Origin of the sequence: Moritella sp. PE36, from assembly GCF_000170855.1 — a bacterium.
In the GTDB taxonomy this organism is placed as follows: Bacteria; Pseudomonadota; Gammaproteobacteria; order Enterobacterales; family Moritellaceae; genus Moritella.
This window is the reverse complement of record NZ_ABCQ01000028.1, coordinates 1-23440: the sequence shown is the minus strand read 5'-3', so window position 1 is coordinate 23440 and position 23440 is coordinate 1. Positions and strand designations below refer to the sequence as shown.

Here is a 23440-nt window from a genome sequence, read left to right as displayed (position 1 = left end):
GATGAAGAAACCGGCAATATTAACGCTTGTCGACGTTAACTATCAACAACGTTTATTTGATATCAACATCTCAATTGATGACGGTGGTTGTTTGTTTTTATTGGGGCCTAACGGCAGTGGTAAAAGCACGTTATTAGCATTGCTTGCCGGTCATACGCAAGCTTGCGATGGCGAATATCGACTGGCGGAACGTAGCGTCACTGATTACCCTATTGCCGAATTAGCGCTTCAGCGTGCTTGGCTACCACAAGCATCACCGCCCCCGTTTGCTATTCCGGTATACCAATTCATTGCGTTAGGCTTACATCCATTGGGTATAAGCTTGGAAGATGATCAAGCTTGTCAGGTGATTAATCAGTTATTATCGCGTTTGGATATCGCTAAGTTAGTTGAGCGTAATTGCGATCAATTATCCGGTGGTGAATGGCAACGCGTATTGATTGCCCGTACCTTGGTACAAGTATCACCGCTACTCAATCCACAATCAATTTTGTGTTTGTTAGACGAGCCATTGACAGGACTTGATTTAAAACATCAAATTGAAGTACTGCAAATATTAACAGAACTTTCTGAGTCAGGTATTACGGTGATCGCCTCTATCCATGATCTTAACCTTGCCCTTAATCATGCCTCTGAAGTGTTATTGTTAAAGGCGGGGCGTGTGGTTGGGCAAGGTGATGCAGCTCAAGTATTAACGGTTGATACCATTAAACAAGTCTATGATGTCGATACCGAGTTGTTGGCGGTTAATGGCCGCCAATTTATTGTATCTGCAGCGCTGCCTGTATCAGTTTAGTTAGACTCTTAACGCTACGTAATAAAACTAGGAACAGTCTATGCAACTACGTAATACCCCTGTAGATGAGATCGAATTTTTAGGCCATCAAGTTTACGTTAAGCGCGATGATTTATTGGACGTGGCTTTTACCGGTAATAAAGCCAGAAAGTTTTATCACTTTTTACAACAAGATTTATCCCAGGTCGATATCCTGGTCGGTCATGGCTCTGCTCAAGCTAACTCGCTGTATTCCTTGTCTGTATTAGCTAAATTAAAGCAATGTCAGCTGCATTATTATGTTGATCACTTACCACAGTACCTCATTGATAACCCCCAAGGTAATTATCGTGCAGCGTTAGAGCAGGGCGCTAAGATCATCGTGGTTGATTCTGAACTTACTGTCATTGAGCATATACACCAGCAAGTATTACCGAGTTTGGTTGAGCAAGGTCAACACGCGGTGTTCATTCCTGAAGGTGGTCGTTGTCAGTATGCTGAAACGGGATTGAAAATACTTGCCGATGAAATTATGGCGTGGGCGGAATCAAAATCGTACTCGGACATTCGCGTGGTATTACCTGCTGGCACCGGCACTACCGCCTTATTTTTACAAAAACATTTACCCTTTGAAGTGCAAACCTGTGCGTGTGTTGGTGGCGATGGTTATTTAAAACAACAGTTCTTGGAATTGTGCGCGGACGAGTCTTTACATCCAACGATTATCGCAACAGAGAAAAAGTATCACTTTGGTAAACTTTACCTGCCTTTTTATCACATTTGGACGGAGTTAAAACAAACTACCAATATCGAGTTTGATTTACTCTACGATCCGCTTGCTTGGTTATGCTTACAGCGGGAGTTTATTGCCGAGAATACCAATATAGCAGCAGGGCTTGAAAGTACCGATAAACGCCCCATTCTGTATATACACCAAGGTGGATTGCAGGGTAATGAAACCATGATACCGCGTTATTTGCGCAAGCAGGCATTGGCAAAATAAGCTCACGCCGGTTTAACTTTTATTATTTACTCTTATTATTAGTATTTATTATTGGTATTTATTATTGTGCAGCGTACAATCCGCTGCTGCTTTATTATAAACATTATTTGAAACTGCAAACGGCGGTTTCTTGAGAGAAGAATATGACATTTAAAATTCATGACAAGCAAACTGCTGAAGCAGTTGAAAAATCACCAGAAGCGCGTTTCAACTATTTCGTATTTCGTGCGGTTAAGTCTGAAGAAGTATGGACACTAGCAGATGAAAACGGTTTTGTTGTTAGCGAAGCGGATGGTGAGCGAAGCATTCCAGTTTGGCCACATGCCGAGTTTGCAAGTGAATGGATCCAAGGCGATTGGTCTGCGTGTCAGCCGCTTAAAATTGAAATGGGTGCTTGGCGTAACAACTGGTTACCAGGTCTTGCTGCAGATGGCGTTGTTATCTCAGTATTTCCAAAAGCAGACCAAGAAGTCGTTGTTGTTGATAGTGAAGAGCTTATCGCTTCATTTAAAGATGAATACGACGCTCAAAAATAGCATTGATAAAATAGTACCAAGCCAACAGCTTTACCCATTTTAGTTAGTATAAAGGACATAATTTAGATGAAATTATTCGTCAAAGATCTTACTGTTATTGATTCTTCAGTATTGGATTATTCACGTGGCATTATTGGCCAGAGTTGGTTAGTGGATATTGTTCTGCATGGTGACTTAAATGAACAAAGCATGATCCTTGATTTTGGTATTGTTAAAAAGTTAATTAAGTCGACGGTTGATGAACTCGTTGATCATAAATTGATCGTACCTGCACATGCTAAATTTTGTGATGTGATGAGTGATGGTGCGTTTACCTATGTTGATGCTTGGCGTGAGCACAGTGAATCAATTCACTTAGCTTGCCCTGACCAAGCGTTTGCACTTATCCCAGCAGAGCAAATTACTTTAGCAAGTTTAGAAACGTATTTAACTGAGCAGTTAATGTTACGTCTACCAAATAACGTTAAAAAATTAGATGTGAAATTACGTGAAGAAAAAATTGATGGTGCAGATTACTGTTACAGTCATGGTTTACGTAAACATTTAGGTAATTGCCAGCGTATTGCCCATGGTCATCGCTCGACGATTGAAATTTTGCGTAATGATGAGCGTGATACAGCCCTCGAATTTAGCTGGGCTGAGCGTTGGAGAGACATCTACCTTGCTGAGCATTGCGACATGGTATCAGCATCTGAATTATCACTTTCACGTGCCGGTATGGCGGCATTAACGCCTGAACATTACTGCTTTAAATATCAAGCTCCACAAGGTGAGTTCCAACTTGCGATTAGTAAATCAATTGTCGAAATTATGCCGACCGAAACAACGGTTGAGAATATTGCTCAGTATATTGCCGATACATTAGCAAAAGACTGCAATGACTCACTGACTGTATTTGCTTATGAAGGTGTGGGTAAAGGCGCGATTGCTTCTGCTTAATCGTCCTTAGCGGAGACGTCATTTACAGTTAAATTAATTAATAAGCCCGTTAGCCACTACACTCATATTGTAGCGGTTAGCGGGCTTTTTTGTTGTGCTTATCACTGAATCAGGCATAGATAATGAGCGATCGCGGATAACAGGTGTATTTGTATTTGTTTTCACTTATTATTGAAGTACTTATTATTGAATAAATTAATTTTGAAATGGAGTTAAAAATGGCAGAAGAAACGATTTTTCGCAAGATCATTAATAAAGACATCCCAGCCGATATTCTCTACCAAGATGAGTTAGTGACTGCATTTCGTGATATTAATCCAAAAGCATCAACACATGTATTAATTATCCCTAATAAGCTGATCCCTACGACGAATGACGTATGCGAAGCCGACGAGTTAGTACTAGGGCGTTTGTTTACTGTGGCACGAAAAATTGCCGAGCAGGAAGGTATCGCTGAAAATGGCTACCGTCTTATCGTTAATTGCAACAAGCATGGTGGACAAGAGGTTTACCACTTACATATGCACCTTGTTGGTGGCGAACAGCTCGGTGCTATGGTTACTATAAAATAGTACGCAATACAATGAGAAAATAAAGTCTGTTTATTGACAGTTCGTCACACAGCATCAAGATGACCGCTTATCTCATGACATTTTGTATCGGTCATCTTATTCACTATCTGTAACGTTGGGGGGAGTGTACATGAAATGGATTCTCACATTAATGTCTCTGCTGAGTGCATTATTCGTTACTGCTTGTACATCACCAGCAACACCGTATCAACAAGTGATGACAATCCAGCTGGAGACGATACAAGAACACCCGTTAACCACACAAGTGCGAGAGCTAAACTGGGTATTATTGCAGCAAGCTTTCTTTGTGCAAGGTACTTTTGAGCATGGTCAACGCCTTTATATTACTTATCCTAATAGTGCGGTTACGCTCCCAATTACTCATCAAGAACTACAACGTGCCAGTGCTGAAACACTGGCGCAACTCAACTGGTTTGATATTCATATTATCACTGAGCAACAACGTCTGCGTAGCAACAATACTGATTTTATAGAAAGTATAGAAAGTAGTTATTCATTAGTGATTAATATTGTGAAAGTTGAAAACACCATCAATAAGCATACGTTAATGATTAAATTGATTAATAACCGTTTCAACACGATTGAAGCGCAAGTTAGCCGGGTGATCTTATTATGACTCTACATATATGATGAAAAAAGTACCTGAATTTGTCGTGCAATTTAGCCCCGAATCATTTTCTTTAACGCCGGTACCAGGTGGTTTAAGCAATCATAATTATCGATTGCAGTTTCAACAACATGGTCTGAACAACCGCTACTTTGTCCGCCAGTTTTCCGCGACTTATCTTGGTATGGATAATGATGTTGAGCTCGAATACGCCGCGCAAATTCAAGCCGCAAATATTGGTTTAGCGCCGAATGTTATTGTTAAGCATAAACAGGGGATGATTTGTGATTGGGTTACTGGTGAGCATTGGGATCAAACCGCGCAAGTTCGAGATGAAAATATTGAAAAATTAGCCCAATTAGTCGCCATGCTTCACCAGCAACCTATGCCTAGCCATCACCTTGATATGGTCGAGCGCCTCCAGCATTATTATCAGACACTTAATACTGAATTTAAAACGGTGCAACTCGCACAGCAGTTGACACTTGTTATTGATTTAATTGAGCAACATTTACCTGCGAATAGATTGGGTTTTTGTCATCATGATATGAACCCATTGAATTTTATTGAAGATGAGCAGGCTAAGTTATATTTGTTGGATTGGGAATTTGCCGCGGCGGGTCATTGTGATTTTGATATTGCCACCTTGTTTCAGACATTCGAGTGGCAAGACGCTCAGCAGGCGCTGTTTATAAGGTATTACAATCAGTATTATCCCGCCGCGAAAGTGACATTCGAGCAATTAGATGTGATGGCTGTTGTCGTGGAAATGATGACTTTGTTGTGGTGTATTGTCATGTATCAGCAAGATAAAGATGCCACCTATTTAAGATTATGGCAGCAATCTGAATATGCCATAACAGATAAAATTAACCGATTGAGTAAGGAATTGCAGTGGGACCAGTAATAGTAGATGTTAACGGTTATGAATTAACGACTGAAGATAAAGAGATCTTAGCGCACCCATTAACAGGCGGGTTGATCCTGTTTAGTCGGAACTATGGTGATCATGCTCAGTTAACCGCATTAATTAAATCAATTCGTAAAGCCGCTAATGCACCGATTGTGATCTCGGTTGATCACGAAGGTGGCCGCGTGCAACGTTTTCGTGAGCAGTTTACCCGGATCCCGGCAATGGGAAAAATAGCGGAATTATATGCGGATGATCGTGAGACAGCGAAACAGTTTACCCAGCAATGTGGTTGGATGTTAGCCGCTGAGCTATTAGCGTTTGATATTGATTTAAGCTTCGCACCTGTGCTTGATTTAGAGCGTGGGAGTCAAGTCATCGGCGATCGCTCATTCCATGCCGACCCAAGCTGGGTAACAGACCTGTCCACACAGCTTTGTATTGGGATGCATAAAGCCGGTATGAAAACCACGGGTAAGCATTTTCCTGGTCATGGCAGTGTGTTAGCCGATTCACATATTGCCCTGCCGATTGATGAACGCAGCTTAGCTGACATAACAGCAACGGATCTATTGCCATTTAAATCCCTCATTGCTAATGCGCAACTTGATGCCATTATGCCTGCCCATGTTATTTATCAGCAAGTCGATAGTAAGGCTGCTGGTTTCTCTCAATACTGGCTACAAACAGTGCTAAGACAACAGCTGGACTTTAAAGGTGCTATTTTTTCTGATGATTTATCTATGCACGGTGCCAGTGTTGCGGGTAATTATTTAGCGCGTGCGGAGCAGGCGATGTGGGCTGGCTGTAATTTATTGCTGGCATGTAATGATCGCAAGGGTGTTGAAGCATTACTCGATGGTTTAGATAATAATTTAACCACGGATGATTTTGGCCTTAAGCATACCAGTAATTTTTCATTAGCGGAGCTTAAAAATAGCCGCTTATGGCAAGATACGGCGACGTCGGTAGCCAAGTTTAATCAGCAATTTAATTAAGGGTTAGATTGCGTTAATATTCAATTTAACCAATGATGTATTTTTTTCATTAATTGGTCTTCACTTGCAGGCTTCATTAAAAAGTCATTCATACCAACAGCAAGGGTATTCTCTCGGTCTTCGGTCGTGGCGTTGGCGGTCATTGCGATAATCGGTGTGTTTATATTAATATTAGACATTTGACGTATCCCTTTCGTTGCGTCAAAGCCATCCATTTCGGGCATTTGTAAATCCATTAATATTAATTGATAATGCTGATTCTCACAGGCTGCAATAGCAAGTAACCCATTACCTGCAACATCCACAATATAACCCGCACGTTGTAAAATAGTTTTGGTAATAAATTGATTGGCCTTATTGTCTTCAACGAGAAGCAGGCGAGCGGGAGGGCCTTCTCTGACGACTTGAGCTTGTGATGCCGGTTGCTCAGTAACTGGTGCCATGGTATTTTCTAGTTTTAGTTTAACCCTAAACTCACTGCCCTTATTTAATTGGCTGGTGACTGTGATGGTTCCTTTCATTAAGGTAATCAGCTGTTTTGAGATAGCAAGACCTAAGCCAGAGCCTCCGTATTCTCGTGAAAAAGAGCTATCAGATTGAACGAAGTCATCAAAAATGTGGCTTAGCTTATGTTCCGAGATACCAATTCCGCTATCTTTGATGGTGAAACAGACTTGCGTATAGTTTGGCTCTTTTACCACGTTCATCATCACATTGACTTGACCTTGCTGAGTGAATTTAATGGCATTATTGGCCAGATTGATGAGTATTTGCGTTAAGCGATTATCGTCACCGAGCAACCATAAAGGCGCTTCTATATTGCTGGCATGATTTAAGATGATGTGTTTTTGCTGCGCGAGTGGTTCAAGGACACTCGTGACACCTTGCAAGATCTCTTGAATATTAAAAGGGCGATGTTCGAGCTGTAATTTTCCAGCTTCGATTTTGGACATATCGAGGATGTTGTTTAATAAACCAAGTAATATATGCGCTGACTTTAGGCTAGTATCGATAAAATGCTGCTGTTCTGTATTCATTTCACTTTTGTCGATTAGCGACAATGCCCCCAAGATAGCATGCATTGGATTTCTTATTTCATGGCTCATGGTCGCGAGAAAAGTCGATTTGGTGGTATTCGCATTAATGGCCTGTTCTTTTGCTGCGTGTAATTGTTGCTCACGTTGTTTTTGCTTATGGGTAAACGCTTGAATAAGGTCGACTGATTCATTTAAACGGTCTAATTCGTTGGTTGATACTAATATAATTTGTTCATCGGTATGATGGAGTTGTGATAAGTGTAATAGTCGCTTGTTGATATTGGTTATTGGTTTTAGTACTGAGGAGTGCAGAAATAACGAGATCGCGAGCGCTAAGCATAATAGTATTAACGCAATGAGTAGGCGAATTAAATTTACGTGTTTAGTTATATCAGCTTGTAAACGCGCAGTGCTGACTGCTATTTTCATATAGCCAAAGGTTTCACCACCAAAAATAACAGGCTGTTGAAATACTTGGTGCTGCAGGCTATCTTCTGCTGGTAGCGTCCCCCAAGTGACTAACACTGTCTGCAGCTCATTATAAATTGCGAAAAACTCGATATCGGGATAATTCGATGATATTTGTAACACGATGGTTTCAAGTAACGGGATATCTTCTGTGATCAGACTATCAATAGTTGTTGCAGATAAGATATTAAATGTTTGTTGTATTTGTAAGGTTAGGTTATTGGTTAGGTAATTATATTCAAAGCGCCGAGCCAATTCTCCTGCCGCCAAACTTGTGACGATGGTAATACACAAGGTGGCAAATAGGATCTTGGACCAGAGCGGTAGATATTTATCTAACTTGGTCATTTAATCGTGTTAACTGAGAAAAATCGATTATCTTTCATTGACTTACGTATGATGTCATAGTCACTATCATCACCTGCTAGAAAGCCATTTTTACTCAGTGAGTTTTTGTATAATGCATTGGATTCATTACTTGCGATTAACAATGCAGATAAAGCTTGAAAAATTTCATCGTCTAATCCTGCTTTTGCCACCCAAGGTTTAGTCACATTGGGAAAACGTGCTATTTCACGTAGTAGTACGCCTTTATTACGTAATTTATTAAATGTACTTTCTTTTAATGCGCCTGCATCATAGCGTCCCGCAGCGACAGCGGCGCCGACTGCATCGTGTCTGCCTAAATAGTCAAACTTGGCTAAATCTGTGGCGAATATATGATGGTCTGCAAGGTAAGTTTGTGACAAGTAGCGGCCAATTGTGGATTGTTCAGAGCCAAATGCGAATCGCTTACCAGCTAATTGCTCAGGCTTTGTTATCGGGCTATCAGTTTGGACAGCAATCACACCATCAAAGCGCTTTTTACCTTTTTTAGCTTCAATAGCAAGCAGTTGTAAGTCGGCGTTGGCATTTTTAGCGGTGATATATGAGGCTGGGCCGAGACGAGAAAAATCAACTTTGCCACTGGTAAGGGCTTCGACTCCATCATTATAATTACTCGATATATGCATTCTAATATGAACTGGCTGTTGTAGCTTATGTGTCAACTGCGCTTCGAGCGTATTAATAAACGGACGAAATTTAGTGACCATAGTGGTTGGTTTATCGGATGTATATAGACCAAAAATAAGATTGATCTCGGCGCTGCTCGGAAAACTAAACAGTAGCGTAATCAACAATAGTAGTTGGCGAAAGTGTATAACACGCACGCTCTGTAAATGAGCAAATCGTTGCCTAGTCATATCCGACTCCTTAGACACTATTTATTAAATTGATGTTATGGGGTTCACAAAAAGCATTAATAAAGTGTGATTATTAATGATTGTTTACATTGACTTAAATTGCCAACTTTGCATCTTGTTAGCACCATGCAAAAAGCTATCATGGTTGTTTTAGCAGCAAAAGTTACAACAATTGCAGATGATTTGATCACACGCAATCTTTAGGCGGTGACAATCATTGATAGCAATGGGATACTGGTTAATTGCCACTTTGCTATAATGAAGTTAGATAGGACAACGAGTCTAGTCGGGCTTCTGTTAGGGGAAGGTGATATTTTTGGATTAAAAATAATTAATCCTTAGGCGAAAAATTAATAAAACGGTCATAATCTTATCCGATTATAGGGAAAGCAGACCAGATGACGTTAAAAAATAAGTAAGAATAACGTAATAATTTTATATTAGGGAATATCATGAAAAGAGCGGTTATAACAGGTATCGGTATTGTATCAAGTATCGGTAACAACAAAGCAGAAGTATGTGAGTCACTGAAAGCAGGCAACAGTGGTATCGAATTTTCACCACAATTCGCTGAACAAAACTTGCGTAGCCACGTCTGCGGTTCTGTTAATCTTGATCCTAAGGAAATCATTGATCGTAAAGCAATGCGTTTCATGGGTGATGCAGCCGCTTTTAGTTATATTGCTATGCAAGAAGCGATTGATGATTCAGGTTTAACAGCAGAGCAAGTATCTAACGTACGTACTGGCCTAATTGCTGGTTCAGGTGGTGCATCATCAAAGAACGTTGTTGATTCTGTTGATATCGCTCGTAATAAAAGCGTGAAGCGTGTGGGTCCGTATATGGTGACTCGTACTATGTCGAGCACAATTTCTGCTTGTCTTGCTACACCATTCAAAATTAAAGGCCCAAGCTATTCAATTACGTCGGCATGTGCGACAAGTGCGCATTGTATTGGCCATGCCGTAGAGCAAATCCAATTGGGTAAACAAGATGTGGTATTTGCTGGTGGCGGTGAAGAGATTGACTGGACATTAGCATTAGAGTTCGATGCGATGGGCGCATTATCAACCAAGTATAACGACACACCACAACAAGCATCACGTACCTATGACAAAAACCGCGATGGTTTTGTGATCTCTGGTGGCGGCGGTATGGTTGTCGTAGAAGAACTTGAGCATGCACTTGCTCGTGGCGCAACTATCTATGCTGAAATCACCGGTTACGGTGCAACATCAGATGGCTACGACATGGTCGCGCCATCGGGTGAAGGTGCTATTCGTTGTATGAAACAAGCATTAGAAACAGTAGACGGTGAAATTGATTACCTAAATACACACGGTACATCGACACCTGTAGGTGATACAAAAGAACTTGAAGCGATTCAAGCGGTATTTGGTCATAAGTCACCAAAAATCAGTGCAACAAAATCACTGACTGGCCATGCATTAGGTGCGGCAGGCGTACATGAAGCTATTTATTCATTGATCATGATGGAAAATAGCTTTATCGCAGCAAGTGCCAACATTGAAGACCTTGATGAAAAAGCAGACGGTCTAGACATCGTTTCAGGTCAGGCAATTGATGCCGAACTAACGAACGTAATGTCGAACAGCTTTGGTTTCGGCGGGACGAATGCGACGCTAGTATTTAGTAAATTTACTAAATAATTGTGCATTAAAGCGCTTAAATAACAAGGTTTCAGTGACGGTACATACTACCGTGATGAAGACACTGTAAGCCCATTTATCAGATTATTGATAAATGGGCTTTTTTTTTATCTTCACAACGCGCAAAATGACGCTAGTCGTATTATTAAGAGAATACTTAAATGAAGATCCTAGTTGATGAGAATATGCCTTATGCAACCGAACTGTTTTCTCAGTTTGGTGAAGTAGTGCCTTTATCTGGCCGTACAATTCAAGCAGAGGATTTACACGATGTAGATGCCTTGATGGTACGTTCTGTCACGCAAGTGAACGACGAATTACTTGCTCAAGCCAATAAATTAGCGTTCGTGGGGACCGCCACGATTGGTATCGACCATTTAGACCAAGTTTGCTTACAGCAACGAAACATTGAATATACCAATGCGCCAGGGTGTAATGCCGCATCCGTTGGCGACTATGTTTGCAGCGCATTATTAGTATTAGCTGAGCAGCAAAGTTTCGCCTTAGCAGATAAATCTATTGCGGTTATTGGTGTTGGTAATACAGGTTCGCAAACGGTCAGCAGACTAACGGCTTTAGGTGGACAGGTGATGTTATGCGATCCACCTCGCGTTGAAAAAGAAGACCTGACGGGGTTTGTTAGTTTAGAGCAAGCATTACAAGCGGATATCATTTGCTTACACGTGCCCTTAGTTAAAACAGGCCGTAATCAAACCAAGCATTTATTAACCGCCGAATTACTGGCGAATATTGCGCAAGACGCGATCCTGGTTAATAGCGGTCGTGGTGATGTGATTGATAATCAGGCGTTATTGGCATTAAAACAAGCAGGACATGGGATGACCTTGGTATTGGACGTATGGGAAAATGAACCCACGCCATTACTTGAGCTTATCCCGCACGTGGTTATTGCTACACCGCATATTGCGGGCTATAGCCTTGAAGGAAAAGCCCGTGGTACGGAAATGATTTATCAGGCCTACGCTAAGTTTTTAGGCCTGCAAGCTGATCGGAGTATTAGTGATATTCTACCTGTGCCAGCGATCAGTCGCATTGATATTAACCAAAGTGCAGATCAAACATTCGTTAAAAATTTGGTTCATTTGGTATACGATGTGCGCCGAGATGACGCTATTTTTAGAAAAAACATAATGAAAGCCGGTAGTTTTGATGAAATGCGTAAAAATTACTTAGAAAGAAGGGAGTTTTCCTCATTGAGGCTAGTAAATGAGTCACATTATGCGGTAGAGTCGTTGTATCAACTTGGGTTTGCCAAATAATTTTTTAGGAGTCGTTGATGAGTCAACTATATGATGTTGCAGTATTAGGCGCAACAGGTGCTGTAGGGAAAATGATGTTGGAAATTTTACAAGAACGTAAATTTCCAATCGGTAATATTTATCCATTAGCAAGTAGCCGTAGTGCCGGTGGTAAAATCACCTTCAATAATAAACAAGTTACAGTATTAGATGTTGAAGAATTCGATTGGACCCAAGTTAAAATTGGTTTGTTCTCTGCGGGTGGTTCTGTGTCAGAAAAATGGGCACCAATTGCAGCTGATGCGGGTGTCGTCGTTATTGATAACACCTCACACTTCCGTTATGACGATGATATTCCTCTGGTTGTGCCAGAAGTAAACCCAGAAGCAATTGCGCAATATACAAACCGTGGCATTATCGCGAATCCAAACTGCTCTACAATTCAAATGTTAGTTGCATTGAAACCTATCCATGATGAAGTGGGTATTTCACGTATTAACGTAGCAACATATCAAGCGGTATCGGGTTCAGGTAAAAGCGCAATTGATGAACTAGCAGGTCAAACTGCCAGTCTATTAAATGGACGTGAAGTTGAAACTAAAGTATATCCAAAGCAAATTGCATTTAACGTGATCCCACAAATTGATGTGTTCACGGATAATGGCTATACCAAAGAAGAAATGAAAATGGTGTGGGAAACGCAAAAGATTTTTGCTGACGACAGCATTATGGTTAATCCAACCGCGGTACGTGTACCGGTATTCTATGGTCACTCAGAAGCGATCCATTTAGAAACGCGTACACCGATCAGTGCTGAAGAAGTGCGTTCATTGATGCGTAATGCACCTGGTGTTAAACTGATTGAAAATGAAGAAGACTATCCAACACCAGTTTCTGACTCTGCGGGTCATGATGACGTGTTTGTTGGTCGTATTCGTGAAGATATCTCACATGCGAGTGGTATTAACATGTGGGTTGTAGGCGATAACATCCGTAAGGGTGCTGCAACGAACAGTGTGCAAATTGCAGAGTTATTAATTCGCGATTACCTGTAAGAGTAAGTTTAGCCTTTGGCTAGGAATTTATTTAAATTGCATGTTTAGCACCCAATATTGGGTGCTATTTTTTTATTTGTAGTTTATTTTTCTGATTTGTATCATAGTTTCAATTCACAAATTTTTTTTATTAAAATTAACCATTAGAATAGTTATACCTGCTCGTCTCTGATATAGCATCTTGAAGTAACTTGGGTATATATGAAGATACCAGTGAATTCATGTGTATACTGGGATTTCGGATATGTTATATTAATTTTAAGTGTGTTGGTGTTGTTTCATAGTAAGGGTTAGCAATGATATCGGGTTTATCTAAGTTAAAATGGGTTGTTTTATTTCTGCTGATTCCTATGGCGAGTATTGCAGCTAATTCAAATGGATTTGTGCTTCAATTAAAAGGTCCTGAAGTTCATACTCCGTCATCTCCTGGACGCTATGGCCCTGTTGTCAAAGCCGATACATTATGGTCTGTTGCAACGGCGACAAGGCCCAATAACAGCTTGAGTTTATATAAAACCATGGCTGCAATCTTAGCGCTTAACCCACATGCATTTTTAGACGGTGACATCAACAAGATGATTGATGGCAGCATACTGAAGATCCCAAGTGCAGCTGAAATACAAGCCACAGACGGTTCGAGGCTAAAGCGCCAGCTGACAAAGAAATCAGACTCGAAAGCTAAATCGACTGCCGCAAGTAAGCCTGCAACCTCAAATTCGAAGGCTATCCCTAAAAATAAACACGACCGAGATAAACTGGCTTTACTGCAAGGTGAGTTATCAGAAAGTAATGAACACCTCCTATTATCAAGTGAAACTAATCGTCGCCTTAAGTTACAGCTTGAAAGTATCCGTATGGAACTCGCTGAACTGAAAGAACAAATGGCGATGGATAATCAATTAAAAGCAGATTTGAAAGCCTTAATTGAGCAACAAAACGCACAGATTAGTGAGCAACAAGCGACGATTGAAGAGGCGAAACAACAAGCGGTTCTGGAAGCTGAATCCCAAAATAACTGGTGGTTAATCGGCAGCGTATCGGGGTTATTCTCGTTGTTATCTCTTATTTGGTTAGCTTTATGGTTAAAAAATAGACATGACCAGAAGCATAATATTGAAGATAATGTGATGTTTGATACAGACAACACGGTTGACGAGCTCAGTGATTATCTTAATGCCGACAACTATTCTACTGACTCGGCTGTTGATAGTGCTATGCCTGAAGAGGCGCGAGTAGCAGAAGATAAACCCAATAACGAGATAAATACGTTGGCGGAACCAAATTTCAATTTACAAATGGAACAGGAAGCGACTTCATTTACCGAGGCGCATGATAACTCACCGGCTGAGCCTATTGTCACCCAATCAGCAGCGCCGATTGTGGCAGAAGTGATTGAACAAGCGCCTGTGATGCCAGAGTTAAATTTGAACGATAACGATTTTAGTGATATTGACTTAACATTAGATGATGAAAGTACCAGCTTTGAAAATGACAGTATAACACCCGATTTAAGCTGGCGTGAAGAGCTTGACGAACCAAGTCTGATCCCAGAACAACCGACCACTAAGCCCCAAACGTTAGATGAAGACTTAGCTGAAGTTGATTCAATGTTAGAGCAATTTAAGTTAAGTAAAGCACAAGCTCCTGAATCACCGTCTGTAGTAAATGATGAATTTGTGAACATGGACGATATTGATAGCATCCTCGCAGAAGCTGAGCTAGAAGCAGTCGCTCAAGCGGAAGTTGAGGATATTTCAAATAATGAGCCGCAGGTTCCGGCGCAGAACGAAGCTGTTGCGATGGATGATATCGATAGTCTTTTAGCTGATGCAGGGCTGGATGCTATCGGGCAATCCAACGCTGAGAGTGTCTCGGCTAATCTAGATGACCAGCAAATAGTCGATATGGATGACATCGATAGTCTATTGGCTGAAACGGGATTCGACACCAATATCGCAACGCCCACAGACACAGAATTATCGAACAATGACAATAACCTTGATGTTGAAGTTGATGATATCGATAGTATTTTGGCAAGTGCTGGGGTTGATGTGCCTGCGAAGGATATAGCGGCAGATAACGATGAACTGCCTCAAGCGCATGGCCAGACTGTCGATGAAATGCTCGCTGAACTTGACGGCACTGCGAATAAAGCGCCTGAAGTAGCAAACCCACCTGCTTCTAACGATAAACCAGTAGATGATATTGAAGCGATGTTGGCGGAGTACAGCCCTAACGCATTTAGCGAAGCACCAAGTGAGCAAGCGCCTATTGATGTTGCAGCTGCACAAGCTGAAGAGTTTATTGATATTGATAAATTGTTAAATGAAGCTTCTCAACAACCCACCAATATTGAAAATGAACCTTACGATCAAGTAAAACTAGACGTAGGGCTTGATGAGTACAGCAATACACTGCTTGATAGTAATACTGTTGCTATTGATGATGAGACTAATCGCTTTAGTGCGCAATTAGATCTTGCCCGTGCTTATCTTGAAATTGAAGATAAAGAAGGCGCGAAATCAATTTTAGAGCCATTAGCCGGTGCTGGTGATACTGTTCAGCAAGCGGAAGTGAATAAGCTGCTGAGCCGACTATGAGTATTTGACTATCGAGCGCTAGCTACTTTCAAGTTGTAACTTGAAGCGGTATAATCGGCGAATACAATTATTGTGTAATATTTAGTAAAGCGGTGACGAGAGTCACCGCTTTTTGTTTTAAGAAATTAATGAAAGTTTAAGTTGGAATAAAAATGCGAATTGCACTCGGTATAGAATATGACGGTAGTAAGTATTACGGTTGGCAACGACAAAAAGACGTGATCAGTGTACAAGAAAAATTGGAAGATGCATTGTCACGCGTAGCGAACCACCCCGTGAGAGTTCATTGCGCTGGACGTACCGACTCTGGTGTTCATGGTACCGGTCAAGTTGTGCATTTTGATACTGACGCTGTACGTCAAGACGTTGCTTGGACGCTGGGTGTGAATGCTAATCTACCTGACGATATTGCTGTTCGTTGGGCACTAGAAGTCGATGAAGAGTTTCACGCACGTTTTAGCGCTACCGCTCGACGTTATCGTTATATTATCTATAACAGCCAGTTACGCCCTGCAATTTTGAGTGCTGGTGTTAGTCATTACTACGGTGATATTGATGTTGAATTGATGCATGAAGCGGCGCAGCAATTAGTGGGCGAACATGATTTCACCTCTTTCCGTGCGAAACATTGTCAAGCCAAAAGTCCGATTAAAACCATGCACCATATTAATGTGATTCGCCAAAATTCGTACATTATTATTGATGTGAAGGCGAATGCATTTTTACATCATATGGTGAGAAATTTAGCCGGTTCATTAATGGAAGTCGGTAAAGGTAACAAACCAGTATCTTGGATTGCTGAGTTATTAGCCGGTAAAGATCGTTCTGTTGCCGCTGCAACAAGTAAAGCGGAAGGTCTGTACATGGTCGAAGTTGATTACCCAAGTCAGTTTAACCTTCCGAGACCTGCTGTAGGGCCACTGTTTTTACCAGAACAATTTTAACTGATTGCTTTAATTGCAATTAAATTGATTTTAATTTAAAGCACCAATCATTACCAGCGTGCAGAATAAAGCGATTTTAAATCGCTAATATTGATTCTGGGAGGTGACTTTTTATTAAATTTGGATGGGAAGTCACAAGGGTATGACCAGTTTTATATAAACTTATTGGATAATTTGTGATTTAATTGTATTACACGATAAATGTGAAGTATTGTTGAGTTTGATGAACATCGACTTAACGCATTAATTTTTGTTAATTGATTTTGAAATTTTTCTCATCATCGTATTAACAACGCATTTAACATCATATACTTCAATTAATTAGAACAAATTATAAGTAGGGTTCATGAGCTGGATTGAAAAAATACTACCAAAAAGCAAGAGCGCAACTGCGCGCCGTAATATTCCTGAAGGTGTGTGGACCAAGTGTTCCTCTTGTGATCAGGTTTTATACCATGCAGAACTTGAGCGTAATCTAGGCGTTTGCCCTAAATGCGATCATCATATGCGCGTGAATGCACGTGAACGCCTCAATAAATTGCTTGATAAAGATGGCCGAATTGAAATTGGTGCTGAATTTGAGCCAAGTGATAAGTTGAAATTCCGCGATACCAAAAAATATAAAGATCGTTTATCTAACGCGCAAAAAACAACTGGCGAAAAAGATGCATTGGTCGTAGAAAAAGGGACGGTTAAAGGTATTCCCGTTGCTGTTTGTGCATTTGAATTCTCATTTATGGGCGGTTCGATGGCAACCGTTGTTGGTGCTCGTTTTGTTGCTGCAATCAATGTATGTATGGCTGAAAACCGTGCGTTAATTTGTTTTTCTGCCAGTGGCGGTGCGCGTATGCAGGAAGCATTATTCTCATTAATGCAAATGGCGAAGACGAGTGCAGCGTTAGCGAAGCTATCAGCCAAAGGTTTACCTTATATTTCGGTGCTGACAGACCCAACAATGGGTGGCGTATCTGCAAGTTTAGCCATGCTAGGTGACGTTAACATTGCTGAGCCAAAAGCGCTGATTGGTTTTGCTGGCCCACGTGTTATTGAGCAAACCGTACGCGAAAAATTACCAGAAGGTTTCCAACGTAGCGAATTCTTGCTAGAGAAAGGCGCGATCGATATGATTGTTGATCGTCGTGAAATGCGTGATAAACTTGCAGGCTTATTAGCGAAGATGATGAACTTGGAAACGTCTGATCACATCAAGACTGCAGCAGCAAGTACAGAAACGACACCTGTTATTGTGCCAGCAGCCGATGAAATTAAGACGCCAAGTGACGCTCAAAACATTAACGAGTAAACACTGACGAGTAACTATTACCGATGTTGAACAGTATTAATAAAAGCCAGTCTCTCGCAGACTGGCTTTGCTATTTAGAAAGTATTCATCCTGTTAATATTGAAATGGGATTAGGTCGAATAGGGCGTGTTGCTGCAGATCTCGCATTAACGACATTTGCTGCTAAAGTGATTACGGTTGCTGGCACAAACGGCAAAGGCTCTACTTGCGCCTTCTTAGAACGTATTTTACTTGATGCAGGCTTCAATGTCGGGGTAACAAGTTCTCCACATATTCAAGATTATCGAGAGCGTGTTCGCGTTAATGGTAAAATGCTCACCGCGCAAGCTCACGCTGACTCCTTTGCGTTTATCGAAGCGGGGCGTGGCGATACTACATTAACGTATTTTGAATTTACGACATTGTCATCCTTGAAGTTATTTCAAGATGCGGCACTCGATGTGGTTATCCTCGAAGTGGGGTTGGGTGGCCGTTTAGATGCATCGAACATTGTATCTGCTGATGTTGCCGTTGTGACCACAATCGATATTGACCATGCCGATTGGTTAGGCACAGATAAAGCGGTGATTGCACGGGAAAAAGCCGGTATTTTTCGCGCTGGTAAAAAAGCCATTTGTGGCGTTATCAACCCACCATCGACAATTGCAGCGTATGCTGAGGAAGTTGGTGCAGATCTGATTGCCGTTAATCGTGATTATTATTATACGCAGCACGCAGACACCTGGGACTGGCAATCAAATCCAACCGAGCAGCAAGATGCTAGCGCATTAACATTTACTGCACTAGAGATCCCGCAGTTGCCATTGCAAAATGCAGCAACGGCGATCGCCGCTATTCAAGCATTAGGGTTAACAGTGCCTGATACTGCGATCCACAGTGGTGTTGCCAGTGCGAGATTACCGGGTCGTATGCAGCAATTAGGCACATCACCGCAACAGTTTTTAGATGTCGCACACAATCCTGAGTCAGCACGTTATTTAGCCTCGCAGCTTACACGTTTAAAACAACAGGCTAGCTCACCAGTGAAGATCATTGCTGTGGTCGGTATGCTTAAAGATAAAGATATTGCGGCAAGCTTGGCAGCGTTAACTGACGTTATCGATTGTTGGCACCTAGCGGCATTGCAGGGGGAACGAGCTGCACCCTGTCAGCAAATTGAGCAGGGATTAGTTGCAGCAATGCAACAGAATAGTAAAAGCCGTGATAGCCTTAGGCAGCAGCCTATGAGTCATGATACAATAGCGAAAGCTTGGCAATCAGCAAACCAAAGCGCTGATTGTAATGATATTATTATTGGTTTCGGCTCATTTTTCACGGTAGCGGAAATTATCCAACATATAAGTGGTTAAATAAACGTGGCATCGACATTTCAACATCGCTTAGTCGGCACTATCATTTTAGTGGCGATTGGTATTATCTTTTTACCTGACTTACTGGATGGTCAGAAGATAACGTATCGTGAGAATACCGCGAGTATTCCTTTGCGCCCAGCGCTTGTTGAACTGGCGGATCCCGTTAACTTTGATTCGTTAGAACATAATTCATTCGATAATGAAGTAGTCGATACTGAGTTACTCGTTGAACCAGCGCCGACAGTCAACTTAACCTCAGTAGATAAAGTTGAAAAAAGGGTTTCAACACCAAGGGTTATCGCTAAAACGCAGAAGCTCGCCCCATTAGTTAAGCCAGTTAAAACCGTAAAGGTGATACCACCAGTCGGTAATAGTTGGAGTCTTCGTTTGGGTACGTTTAAAAATTCAGCCGCCGTCGATGATTTAGTTAAAAAAATCAGGAAGGCTGGATTTGATGCCTACCGACTCCCACGTTATAAAAAGGCGGGTCAGTTAAACAGACTCTATGTGGGGCCTAATGTTGACAAAAATGAGTTAAAGCGTTTATTGCCAAAATTACAAAAAATCACTGGTTTGAAAGGTGTCATTGAAAAATTTGACCCACGAGACAAGTAATTAAAAAGCCGACATTTATGTCGGTTTTTTTGTTTTTAACTATTATCAATCTCGGATCTAACTTGTTACAATGGCGCGAATTTCAAATGAGTGGAACAAAACATGGCATGGATTGATTACCTTATCTTAGGTGTTGTTGGTTTATCTTCAGTGATAAGTTTAGTACGTGGTTTTGTCAAGGAAGCGTTCTCTCTTTGCACTTGGTTTTGTGCTTTCTTTATATCTCGTTTTTATTATCAAGATATCGCTGCTTACTTAGAAAATTTCGATGCGTTTAGTGCCGCGTTCAGTGAACAGTTAGTTAAAAATGGCGTGGCGATAGCGCTATTATTTATTTCGACCCTTATGTTAGGGGCTTTGTTAAATTACATACTTGGTCAGCTAGTCGATAAAACGGGCTTGTCAGGTACGGATAGATTACTCGGTGTATGCTTTGGTATTGCCCGAGGAGTATTAGTGGTGTGCGTGTTACTGTTATTTTTACAGTTATTCACCAGTTTCCCGGAAACGGCTTGGTGGCAGGGCTCGCCACTAATAGCTGAGTTAAAACCACTCATTAAATGGTTTTTTGAACATCAAGCTTCTGCATGGGACAACATGCAGGGTTTATGACAAGTGAAACGTTATAAATAGCATTTTATCGAAAGCACAGTAAACGAGGAATTTAGGTTATGTGTGGAATTGTTGGCATTGTTTCTACAACCCCTGTTAATCAGTCTATCTATGACGCATTAACAGTATTACAGCATCGTGGACAGGATGCTGCAGGGATTGTAACCTTAAGTGATGGAAACTTTAGGCAGCGCAAAGCAAATGGTTTAGTGAGCGATGTATTCGAAGCTAAACATATGCAGCGTTTGAAAGGTAATATTGGTATCGGTCATGTTCGATACCCTACAGCAGGAAGCTCGAGCGCTGCAGAGGCTCAACCTTTCTATGTTAACTCTCCGTTCGGTATTTCCCTTGCTCATAACGGAAATCTAACCAACGCCGCCCAATTAAAAGAAGATCAATTTCATAAAGCCCGTCGTCACATTAATACCACGTCTGATTCAGAAGTATTACTTAATGTTATGGCGCATGAATTAGATAAATGCCCAAGTTTACATTTGACTGCAGAAGATATTTTTACTGCAATTACAGCTGTACACAAGCAAGCACGCGGTGCTTATGCTGTGGTATCACTGATTATTAATCATGGTCTGGTTGCTTTTCGTGATCCTAATGGTATTCGTCCGTTAGTATTAGGTATGCGTAACGAAGGCACACAAAAAGAATATATGGTTGCTTCTGAATCTGTTGCACTTGATGCAGTCGGTTTTAATTTTGTACGTGATATTGAACCAGGTGAAGCGGTTTATATTACTGACGAAGGTGAGCTATTTAGTGCGCACTGTGCTAAAGATGCAAAGCATAACCCATGTATTTTTGAATTTGTTTATTTTGCACGTCCAGACTCAACCATTGATAAGGTATCGGTTTACGAATCACGTCTTGCAATGGGCGAGAAACTCGGTCAAAAAATTAAGCGCGAATGGGCTGATATTGACATTGATGTGGTGATCCCAATTCCTGAAACGTCATGTGATAGTGCCTTAGAAATTGCAAAAGTGCTGGAATTACCATACCGCCAAGGTTTTGTTAAGAACCGTTATATTGGCCGTACGTTTATCATGCCAGGACAAACGTTACGTCGTAAATCTGTACGCCGTAAATTAAATGCCATTTCATCAGAATTTGTTGGTAAAAATGTACTATTAGTCGATGACTCAATTGTACGTGGTACTACATCCGAGCAGATTATCGAAATGGCTCGTGAAGCGGGTGCTAAAAATGTTTATTTAGCGTCAGCTGCACCAGAAGTGCGCTATCCGAACGTTTACGGTATTGATATGCCTAGTACTGACGAGCTAATCGCTCATGGTCGAAGCGTCGATGAGATTGCCACGATGATCGGTGCAGATGCACTTATTTTCCAAGATCTAGATGATTTAATCGCGGCTGTTTCAAAATGCAATCCTGAGATTGAAAAGTTCGAAACCTCAGTGTTTAGCGGTGAATACGTGACGGGTGATATTGATGCTGCTTATTTACAGCGTCTTAACGATGTTCGTAACGATGGTGCTAAAATAGTCAAAGAAAAAGAAGAAATTGCTAATTTAGAAATTCATAACGAAGGCGAGTAAGCTTAGTGTGAGTTAAACAACTTAGTACCGTGATTTAAAAAGGAGCGTAATGCTCCTTTTTTTGATCTGTAATTCATAAGAGCGATGTTATCTTTTTTACGCGTCTTTTAAAAATGCACGTTGCTGGAGGTCATATTGACCGTCACGCCAAATAAGCACACTGCCTTGGTCAAACCAATCACCGAGTACGATCCGCTTTCCGAGTTTATCAGCTGTCAATTGAACATCATGGATATTTGGTTTGTGAGTATGACCGTGAATTAGAATATCACAGTGATATTCTTGCATCTTGTTGACCACTTCAGACTCTGTCACGTCCATGATTGTCATGCTTTTTTGTTGATTACCTTGTTGGCTTTTTCCGCGTATTTTATCGGCAATCGCTTCGCGTACGAAGATCGGCAAACAGGTGAATAATTTTTGACGCCATGGGATATTTACTGCGGTACGAAATGCTTGGTATTTTTCATCAAGCGTACAGAAGGTATCACCATGTGCGATCAATACTTTTTGGCCATCAAGGTCAATTGACGTGTAATCTCCAAGTATCGTTACCCCGGTTTCTTTAGCAAAACGCTTACTTATCAGAAAATCACGATTACCTTTTACTAAAAAGCATTTGATGCCACTGTCGGTTAAGGCTTTAAGTCCATTTTTAACACTATTGTTAAGGGTATTGCGAATATCATCACCTGACCAAAATTCAAATAGGTCGCCCAAAATGTAGAGTGCGTCAGCTTCGCGCGCTTCGGTCGCAAGAAAGTGTAAAAATAACTGGGTAATTTGCGGACGGCGTTCATCAAGGTGCAGATCTGAAATAAACAAAGTAGTCATGTGCTGGTATCATCCTTGTTGGAAGTAATATCAATGGCATTAAATAATTACTGCCTTATTTAATGCCATTGATATACAAAAATACACTACCTAAGCAGTGTATTTATTTTTCAGAAACTGAGTGAGCGATTAAGCTTCTTCTACAGTTACTTTAGTAATGATGATGTCTTCTAATGGTACATCACCGTGGCCAAGTTTGTTGCCAGTCGCTACTTTTTTGATTTTTTCAATCACGTCCATACCTTCAACAACTTCAGCAAATACGCAGTAACCCCAACCTTGTGACGTCTTGCTTGTGAAGTCTAGGAAGTTGTTGTCTTTGATGTTGATGAAGAACTGTGAACTTGCTGAATGCGGATCAGAAGTACGTGCCATTGCTAATGTACCTAATTTATTCGACAGACCATTGTCTGCTTCATTTTCGATACATGCATTTGAACTTTTCTCTTCCATACCAGGAAGCATGCCGCCGCCTTGAACCATGAAGCCATCGATTACACGGTGAAAGATAG

Annotated in this window: 22 protein-coding genes; 18 read left to right on the top strand and 4 right to left on the bottom strand. The window is 41.1% G+C overall.

The features are described 5' to 3' along the window. The first annotated feature begins 1 nt into the window (after window position 1). The 8 genes from PE36_RS14870 (at window position 2) to nagZ (ending at window position 6361) form a co-directional block, all read left to right on the top strand. Window positions 2-796, top strand: a complete 795-nt coding sequence (locus PE36_RS14870; protein ID WP_006032867.1) for an ABC transporter ATP-binding protein — start codon at window positions 2-4, stop codon at window positions 794-796. Between the two features lie 40 nt (window positions 797-836). Next, window positions 837-1778 carry a pyridoxal-phosphate dependent enzyme gene (locus PE36_RS14865; RefSeq protein WP_006032866.1) on the top strand — a complete coding sequence of 314 codons (942 nt, stop codon included), beginning with the start codon at window positions 837-839 and terminating at the stop codon, window positions 1776-1778. Between the two features lie 143 nt (window positions 1779-1921). Further along, window positions 1922-2314 carry a DUF2750 domain-containing protein gene (locus PE36_RS14860; RefSeq protein WP_006032865.1) on the top strand — a complete coding sequence of 131 codons (393 nt, stop codon included), beginning with the start codon at window positions 1922-1924 and terminating at the stop codon, window positions 2312-2314. A gap of 66 nt (window positions 2315-2380) precedes the next feature. Next, a complete protein-coding gene (locus PE36_RS14855) occupies window positions 2381-3253 on the top strand; it encodes a 6-carboxytetrahydropterin synthase (protein ID WP_006032864.1) in 873 nt (290 codons plus the stop codon). Between the two features lie 218 nt (window positions 3254-3471). Further along, on the top strand, window positions 3472-3825 hold the full coding sequence (locus tag PE36_RS14850) for an HIT domain-containing protein (RefSeq protein WP_006032863.1): 354 nt from the start codon (window positions 3472-3474) through the stop codon (window positions 3823-3825). A 130-nt stretch (window positions 3826-3955) separates the two neighbouring features. Further along, complete coding sequence (locus PE36_RS14845) at window positions 3956-4462, top strand: hypothetical protein (RefSeq protein ID WP_043994588.1); 507 nt, start codon at window positions 3956-3958, stop codon at window positions 4460-4462. A 10-nt stretch (window positions 4463-4472) separates the two neighbouring features. After that, on the top strand, window positions 4473-5360 hold the full coding sequence (locus PE36_RS14840) for a phosphotransferase (RefSeq protein WP_006032861.1): 888 nt from the start codon (window positions 4473-4475) through the stop codon (window positions 5358-5360). Continuing rightward, window positions 5348-6361, top strand: a complete 1014-nt coding sequence (gene nagZ / locus PE36_RS14835) for a beta-N-acetylhexosaminidase (RefSeq protein WP_006032860.1) — start codon at window positions 5348-5350, stop codon at window positions 6359-6361. The genes PE36_RS14840 and nagZ overlap by 13 nt, the downstream gene beginning before the upstream one ends. 20 nt (window positions 6362-6381) lie before the next feature. Here nagZ and PE36_RS14830 read toward each other — a convergent pair whose 3' ends face one another. Then, window positions 6382-8214 (bottom strand): response regulator, encoded by a 1833-nt coding sequence (locus PE36_RS14830; RefSeq protein WP_006032859.1) that lies wholly within the window; start codon window positions 8212-8214, stop codon window positions 6382-6384. After that, complete coding sequence (locus PE36_RS14825) at window positions 8211-9110, bottom strand: PhnD/SsuA/transferrin family substrate-binding protein (protein ID WP_043994586.1); 900 nt, start codon at window positions 9108-9110, stop codon at window positions 8211-8213. The genes PE36_RS14830 and PE36_RS14825 overlap by 4 nt, the downstream gene beginning before the upstream one ends. 452 nt (window positions 9111-9562) lie before the next feature. Between PE36_RS14825 and fabB the strand changes: the two genes are divergently transcribed. The 10 genes from fabB to purF all read left to right on the top strand — a co-directional run bounded on the left by fabB (window position 9563) and on the right by purF (window position 22094). Further along, a complete protein-coding gene (fabB, locus tag PE36_RS14820) occupies window positions 9563-10780 on the top strand; it encodes a beta-ketoacyl-ACP synthase I (RefSeq protein ID WP_006032856.1) in 1218 nt (405 codons plus the stop codon). A 161-nt stretch (window positions 10781-10941) separates the two neighbouring features. Then, entirely contained in the window at window positions 10942-12060 is a 1119-nt protein-coding gene (locus PE36_RS14815; RefSeq protein WP_006032855.1) for a 4-phosphoerythronate dehydrogenase, read from the top strand. Between the two features lie 17 nt (window positions 12061-12077). Then, window positions 12078-13094: an aspartate-semialdehyde dehydrogenase gene (locus PE36_RS14810; protein WP_006032854.1), complete on the top strand. Its 1017-nt coding sequence runs from the start codon at window positions 12078-12080 to the stop codon at window positions 13092-13094. A gap of 296 nt (window positions 13095-13390) precedes the next feature. Further along, window positions 13391-15694 (top strand): FimV/HubP family polar landmark protein, encoded by a 2304-nt coding sequence (locus PE36_RS14805; protein ID WP_006032853.1) that lies wholly within the window; start codon window positions 13391-13393, stop codon window positions 15692-15694. 152 nt (window positions 15695-15846) lie between these two features. Next, window positions 15847-16638, top strand: coding sequence for a tRNA pseudouridine(38-40) synthase TruA (gene truA, locus PE36_RS14800; protein ID WP_006032852.1), 792 nt, complete (start codon window positions 15847-15849; stop codon window positions 16636-16638). A gap of 346 nt (window positions 16639-16984) precedes the next feature. Then, entirely contained in the window at window positions 16985-17941 is a 957-nt protein-coding gene (gene accD, locus PE36_RS14795; protein ID WP_006032851.1) for an acetyl-CoA carboxylase, carboxyltransferase subunit beta, read from the top strand. Window positions 17942-17964: 23 nt separating this feature from the next. After that, the gene (gene folC, locus PE36_RS14790; protein WP_006032850.1) at window positions 17965-19290 is read left to right on the top strand and encodes a bifunctional tetrahydrofolate synthase/dihydrofolate synthase; all 1326 of its coding nucleotides are present in this window, start codon (window positions 17965-17967) and stop codon (window positions 19288-19290) included. A 6-nt stretch (window positions 19291-19296) separates the two neighbouring features. Continuing rightward, entirely contained in the window at window positions 19297-19908 is a 612-nt protein-coding gene (locus PE36_RS14785; RefSeq protein WP_006032849.1) for an SPOR domain-containing protein, read from the top strand. Window positions 19909-20010: 102 nt separating this feature from the next. Beyond that, window positions 20011-20520: a CvpA family protein gene (locus PE36_RS14780; protein WP_006032848.1), complete on the top strand. Its 510-nt coding sequence runs from the start codon at window positions 20011-20013 to the stop codon at window positions 20518-20520. 59 nt (window positions 20521-20579) lie between these two features. Further along, a complete protein-coding gene (purF, locus tag PE36_RS14775) occupies window positions 20580-22094 on the top strand; it encodes an amidophosphoribosyltransferase (RefSeq protein ID WP_006032847.1) in 1515 nt (504 codons plus the stop codon). 96 nt (window positions 22095-22190) lie between these two features. On the opposite strand, the gene lpxH is transcribed toward purF, so the two are convergent. Together lpxH and PE36_RS14765 are read right to left on the bottom strand one after the other, a co-directional pair. Beyond that, window positions 22191-22928, bottom strand: coding sequence for a UDP-2,3-diacylglucosamine diphosphatase (gene lpxH, locus PE36_RS14770; RefSeq protein WP_006032846.1), 738 nt, complete (start codon window positions 22926-22928; stop codon window positions 22191-22193). A gap of 129 nt (window positions 22929-23057) precedes the next feature. After that, window positions 23058-23440 (bottom strand): peptidylprolyl isomerase (locus tag PE36_RS14765; RefSeq protein ID WP_006032845.1); only part of this gene is annotated, 383 nt, incomplete at its 5' end.

What these genes read in the sequence shown, in the direction of transcription:
- PE36_RS14865 (WP_006032866.1), top strand. Translation starts at nt 837, where the DNA reads ATGCAACTACGTAATACCCCTGTAGATGAGATCGAATTTTTAGGCCAT.
- truA (WP_006032852.1), top strand. Translation starts at nt 15,847, where the DNA reads ATGCGAATTGCACTCGGTATAGAATATGACGGTAGTAAGTATTACGGT.
- fabB (WP_006032856.1), top strand. Translation starts at nt 9,563, where the DNA reads ATGAAAAGAGCGGTTATAACAGGTATCGGTATTGTATCAAGTATCGGT.
- PE36_RS14810 (WP_006032854.1), top strand. Translation starts at nt 12,078, where the DNA reads ATGAGTCAACTATATGATGTTGCAGTATTAGGCGCAACAGGTGCTGTA.
- folC (WP_006032850.1), top strand. Translation starts at nt 17,965, where the DNA reads ATGTTGAACAGTATTAATAAAAGCCAGTCTCTCGCAGACTGGCTTTGC.
- purF (WP_006032847.1), top strand. Translation starts at nt 20,580, where the DNA reads ATGTGTGGAATTGTTGGCATTGTTTCTACAACCCCTGTTAATCAGTCT.
- PE36_RS14805 (WP_006032853.1), top strand. Translation starts at nt 13,391, where the DNA reads ATGATATCGGGTTTATCTAAGTTAAAATGGGTTGTTTTATTTCTGCTG.
- PE36_RS14840 (WP_006032861.1), top strand. Translation starts at nt 4,473, where the DNA reads ATGATGAAAAAAGTACCTGAATTTGTCGTGCAATTTAGCCCCGAATCA.
- PE36_RS14780 (WP_006032848.1), top strand. Translation starts at nt 20,011, where the DNA reads ATGGCATGGATTGATTACCTTATCTTAGGTGTTGTTGGTTTATCTTCA.
- PE36_RS14855 (WP_006032864.1), top strand. Translation starts at nt 2,381, where the DNA reads ATGAAATTATTCGTCAAAGATCTTACTGTTATTGATTCTTCAGTATTG.
- PE36_RS14850 (WP_006032863.1), top strand. Translation starts at nt 3,472, where the DNA reads ATGGCAGAAGAAACGATTTTTCGCAAGATCATTAATAAAGACATCCCA.
- PE36_RS14845 (WP_043994588.1), top strand. Translation starts at nt 3,956, where the DNA reads ATGAAATGGATTCTCACATTAATGTCTCTGCTGAGTGCATTATTCGTT.
- PE36_RS14815 (WP_006032855.1), top strand. Translation starts at nt 10,942, where the DNA reads ATGAAGATCCTAGTTGATGAGAATATGCCTTATGCAACCGAACTGTTT.
- accD (WP_006032851.1), top strand. Translation starts at nt 16,985, where the DNA reads ATGAGCTGGATTGAAAAAATACTACCAAAAAGCAAGAGCGCAACTGCG.
- PE36_RS14860 (WP_006032865.1), top strand. Translation starts at nt 1,922, where the DNA reads ATGACATTTAAAATTCATGACAAGCAAACTGCTGAAGCAGTTGAAAAA.
- lpxH (WP_006032846.1), bottom strand. Translation starts at nt 22,928, where the DNA reads ATGACTACTTTGTTTATTTCAGATCTGCACCTTGATGAACGCCGTCCG.
- PE36_RS14825 (WP_043994586.1), bottom strand. Translation starts at nt 9,110, where the DNA reads ATGACTAGGCAACGATTTGCTCATTTACAGAGCGTGCGTGTTATACAC.
- PE36_RS14870 (WP_006032867.1), top strand. Translation starts at nt 2, where the DNA reads ATGAAGAAACCGGCAATATTAACGCTTGTCGACGTTAACTATCAACAA.
- PE36_RS14830 (WP_006032859.1), bottom strand. Translation starts at nt 8,214, where the DNA reads ATGACCAAGTTAGATAAATATCTACCGCTCTGGTCCAAGATCCTATTT.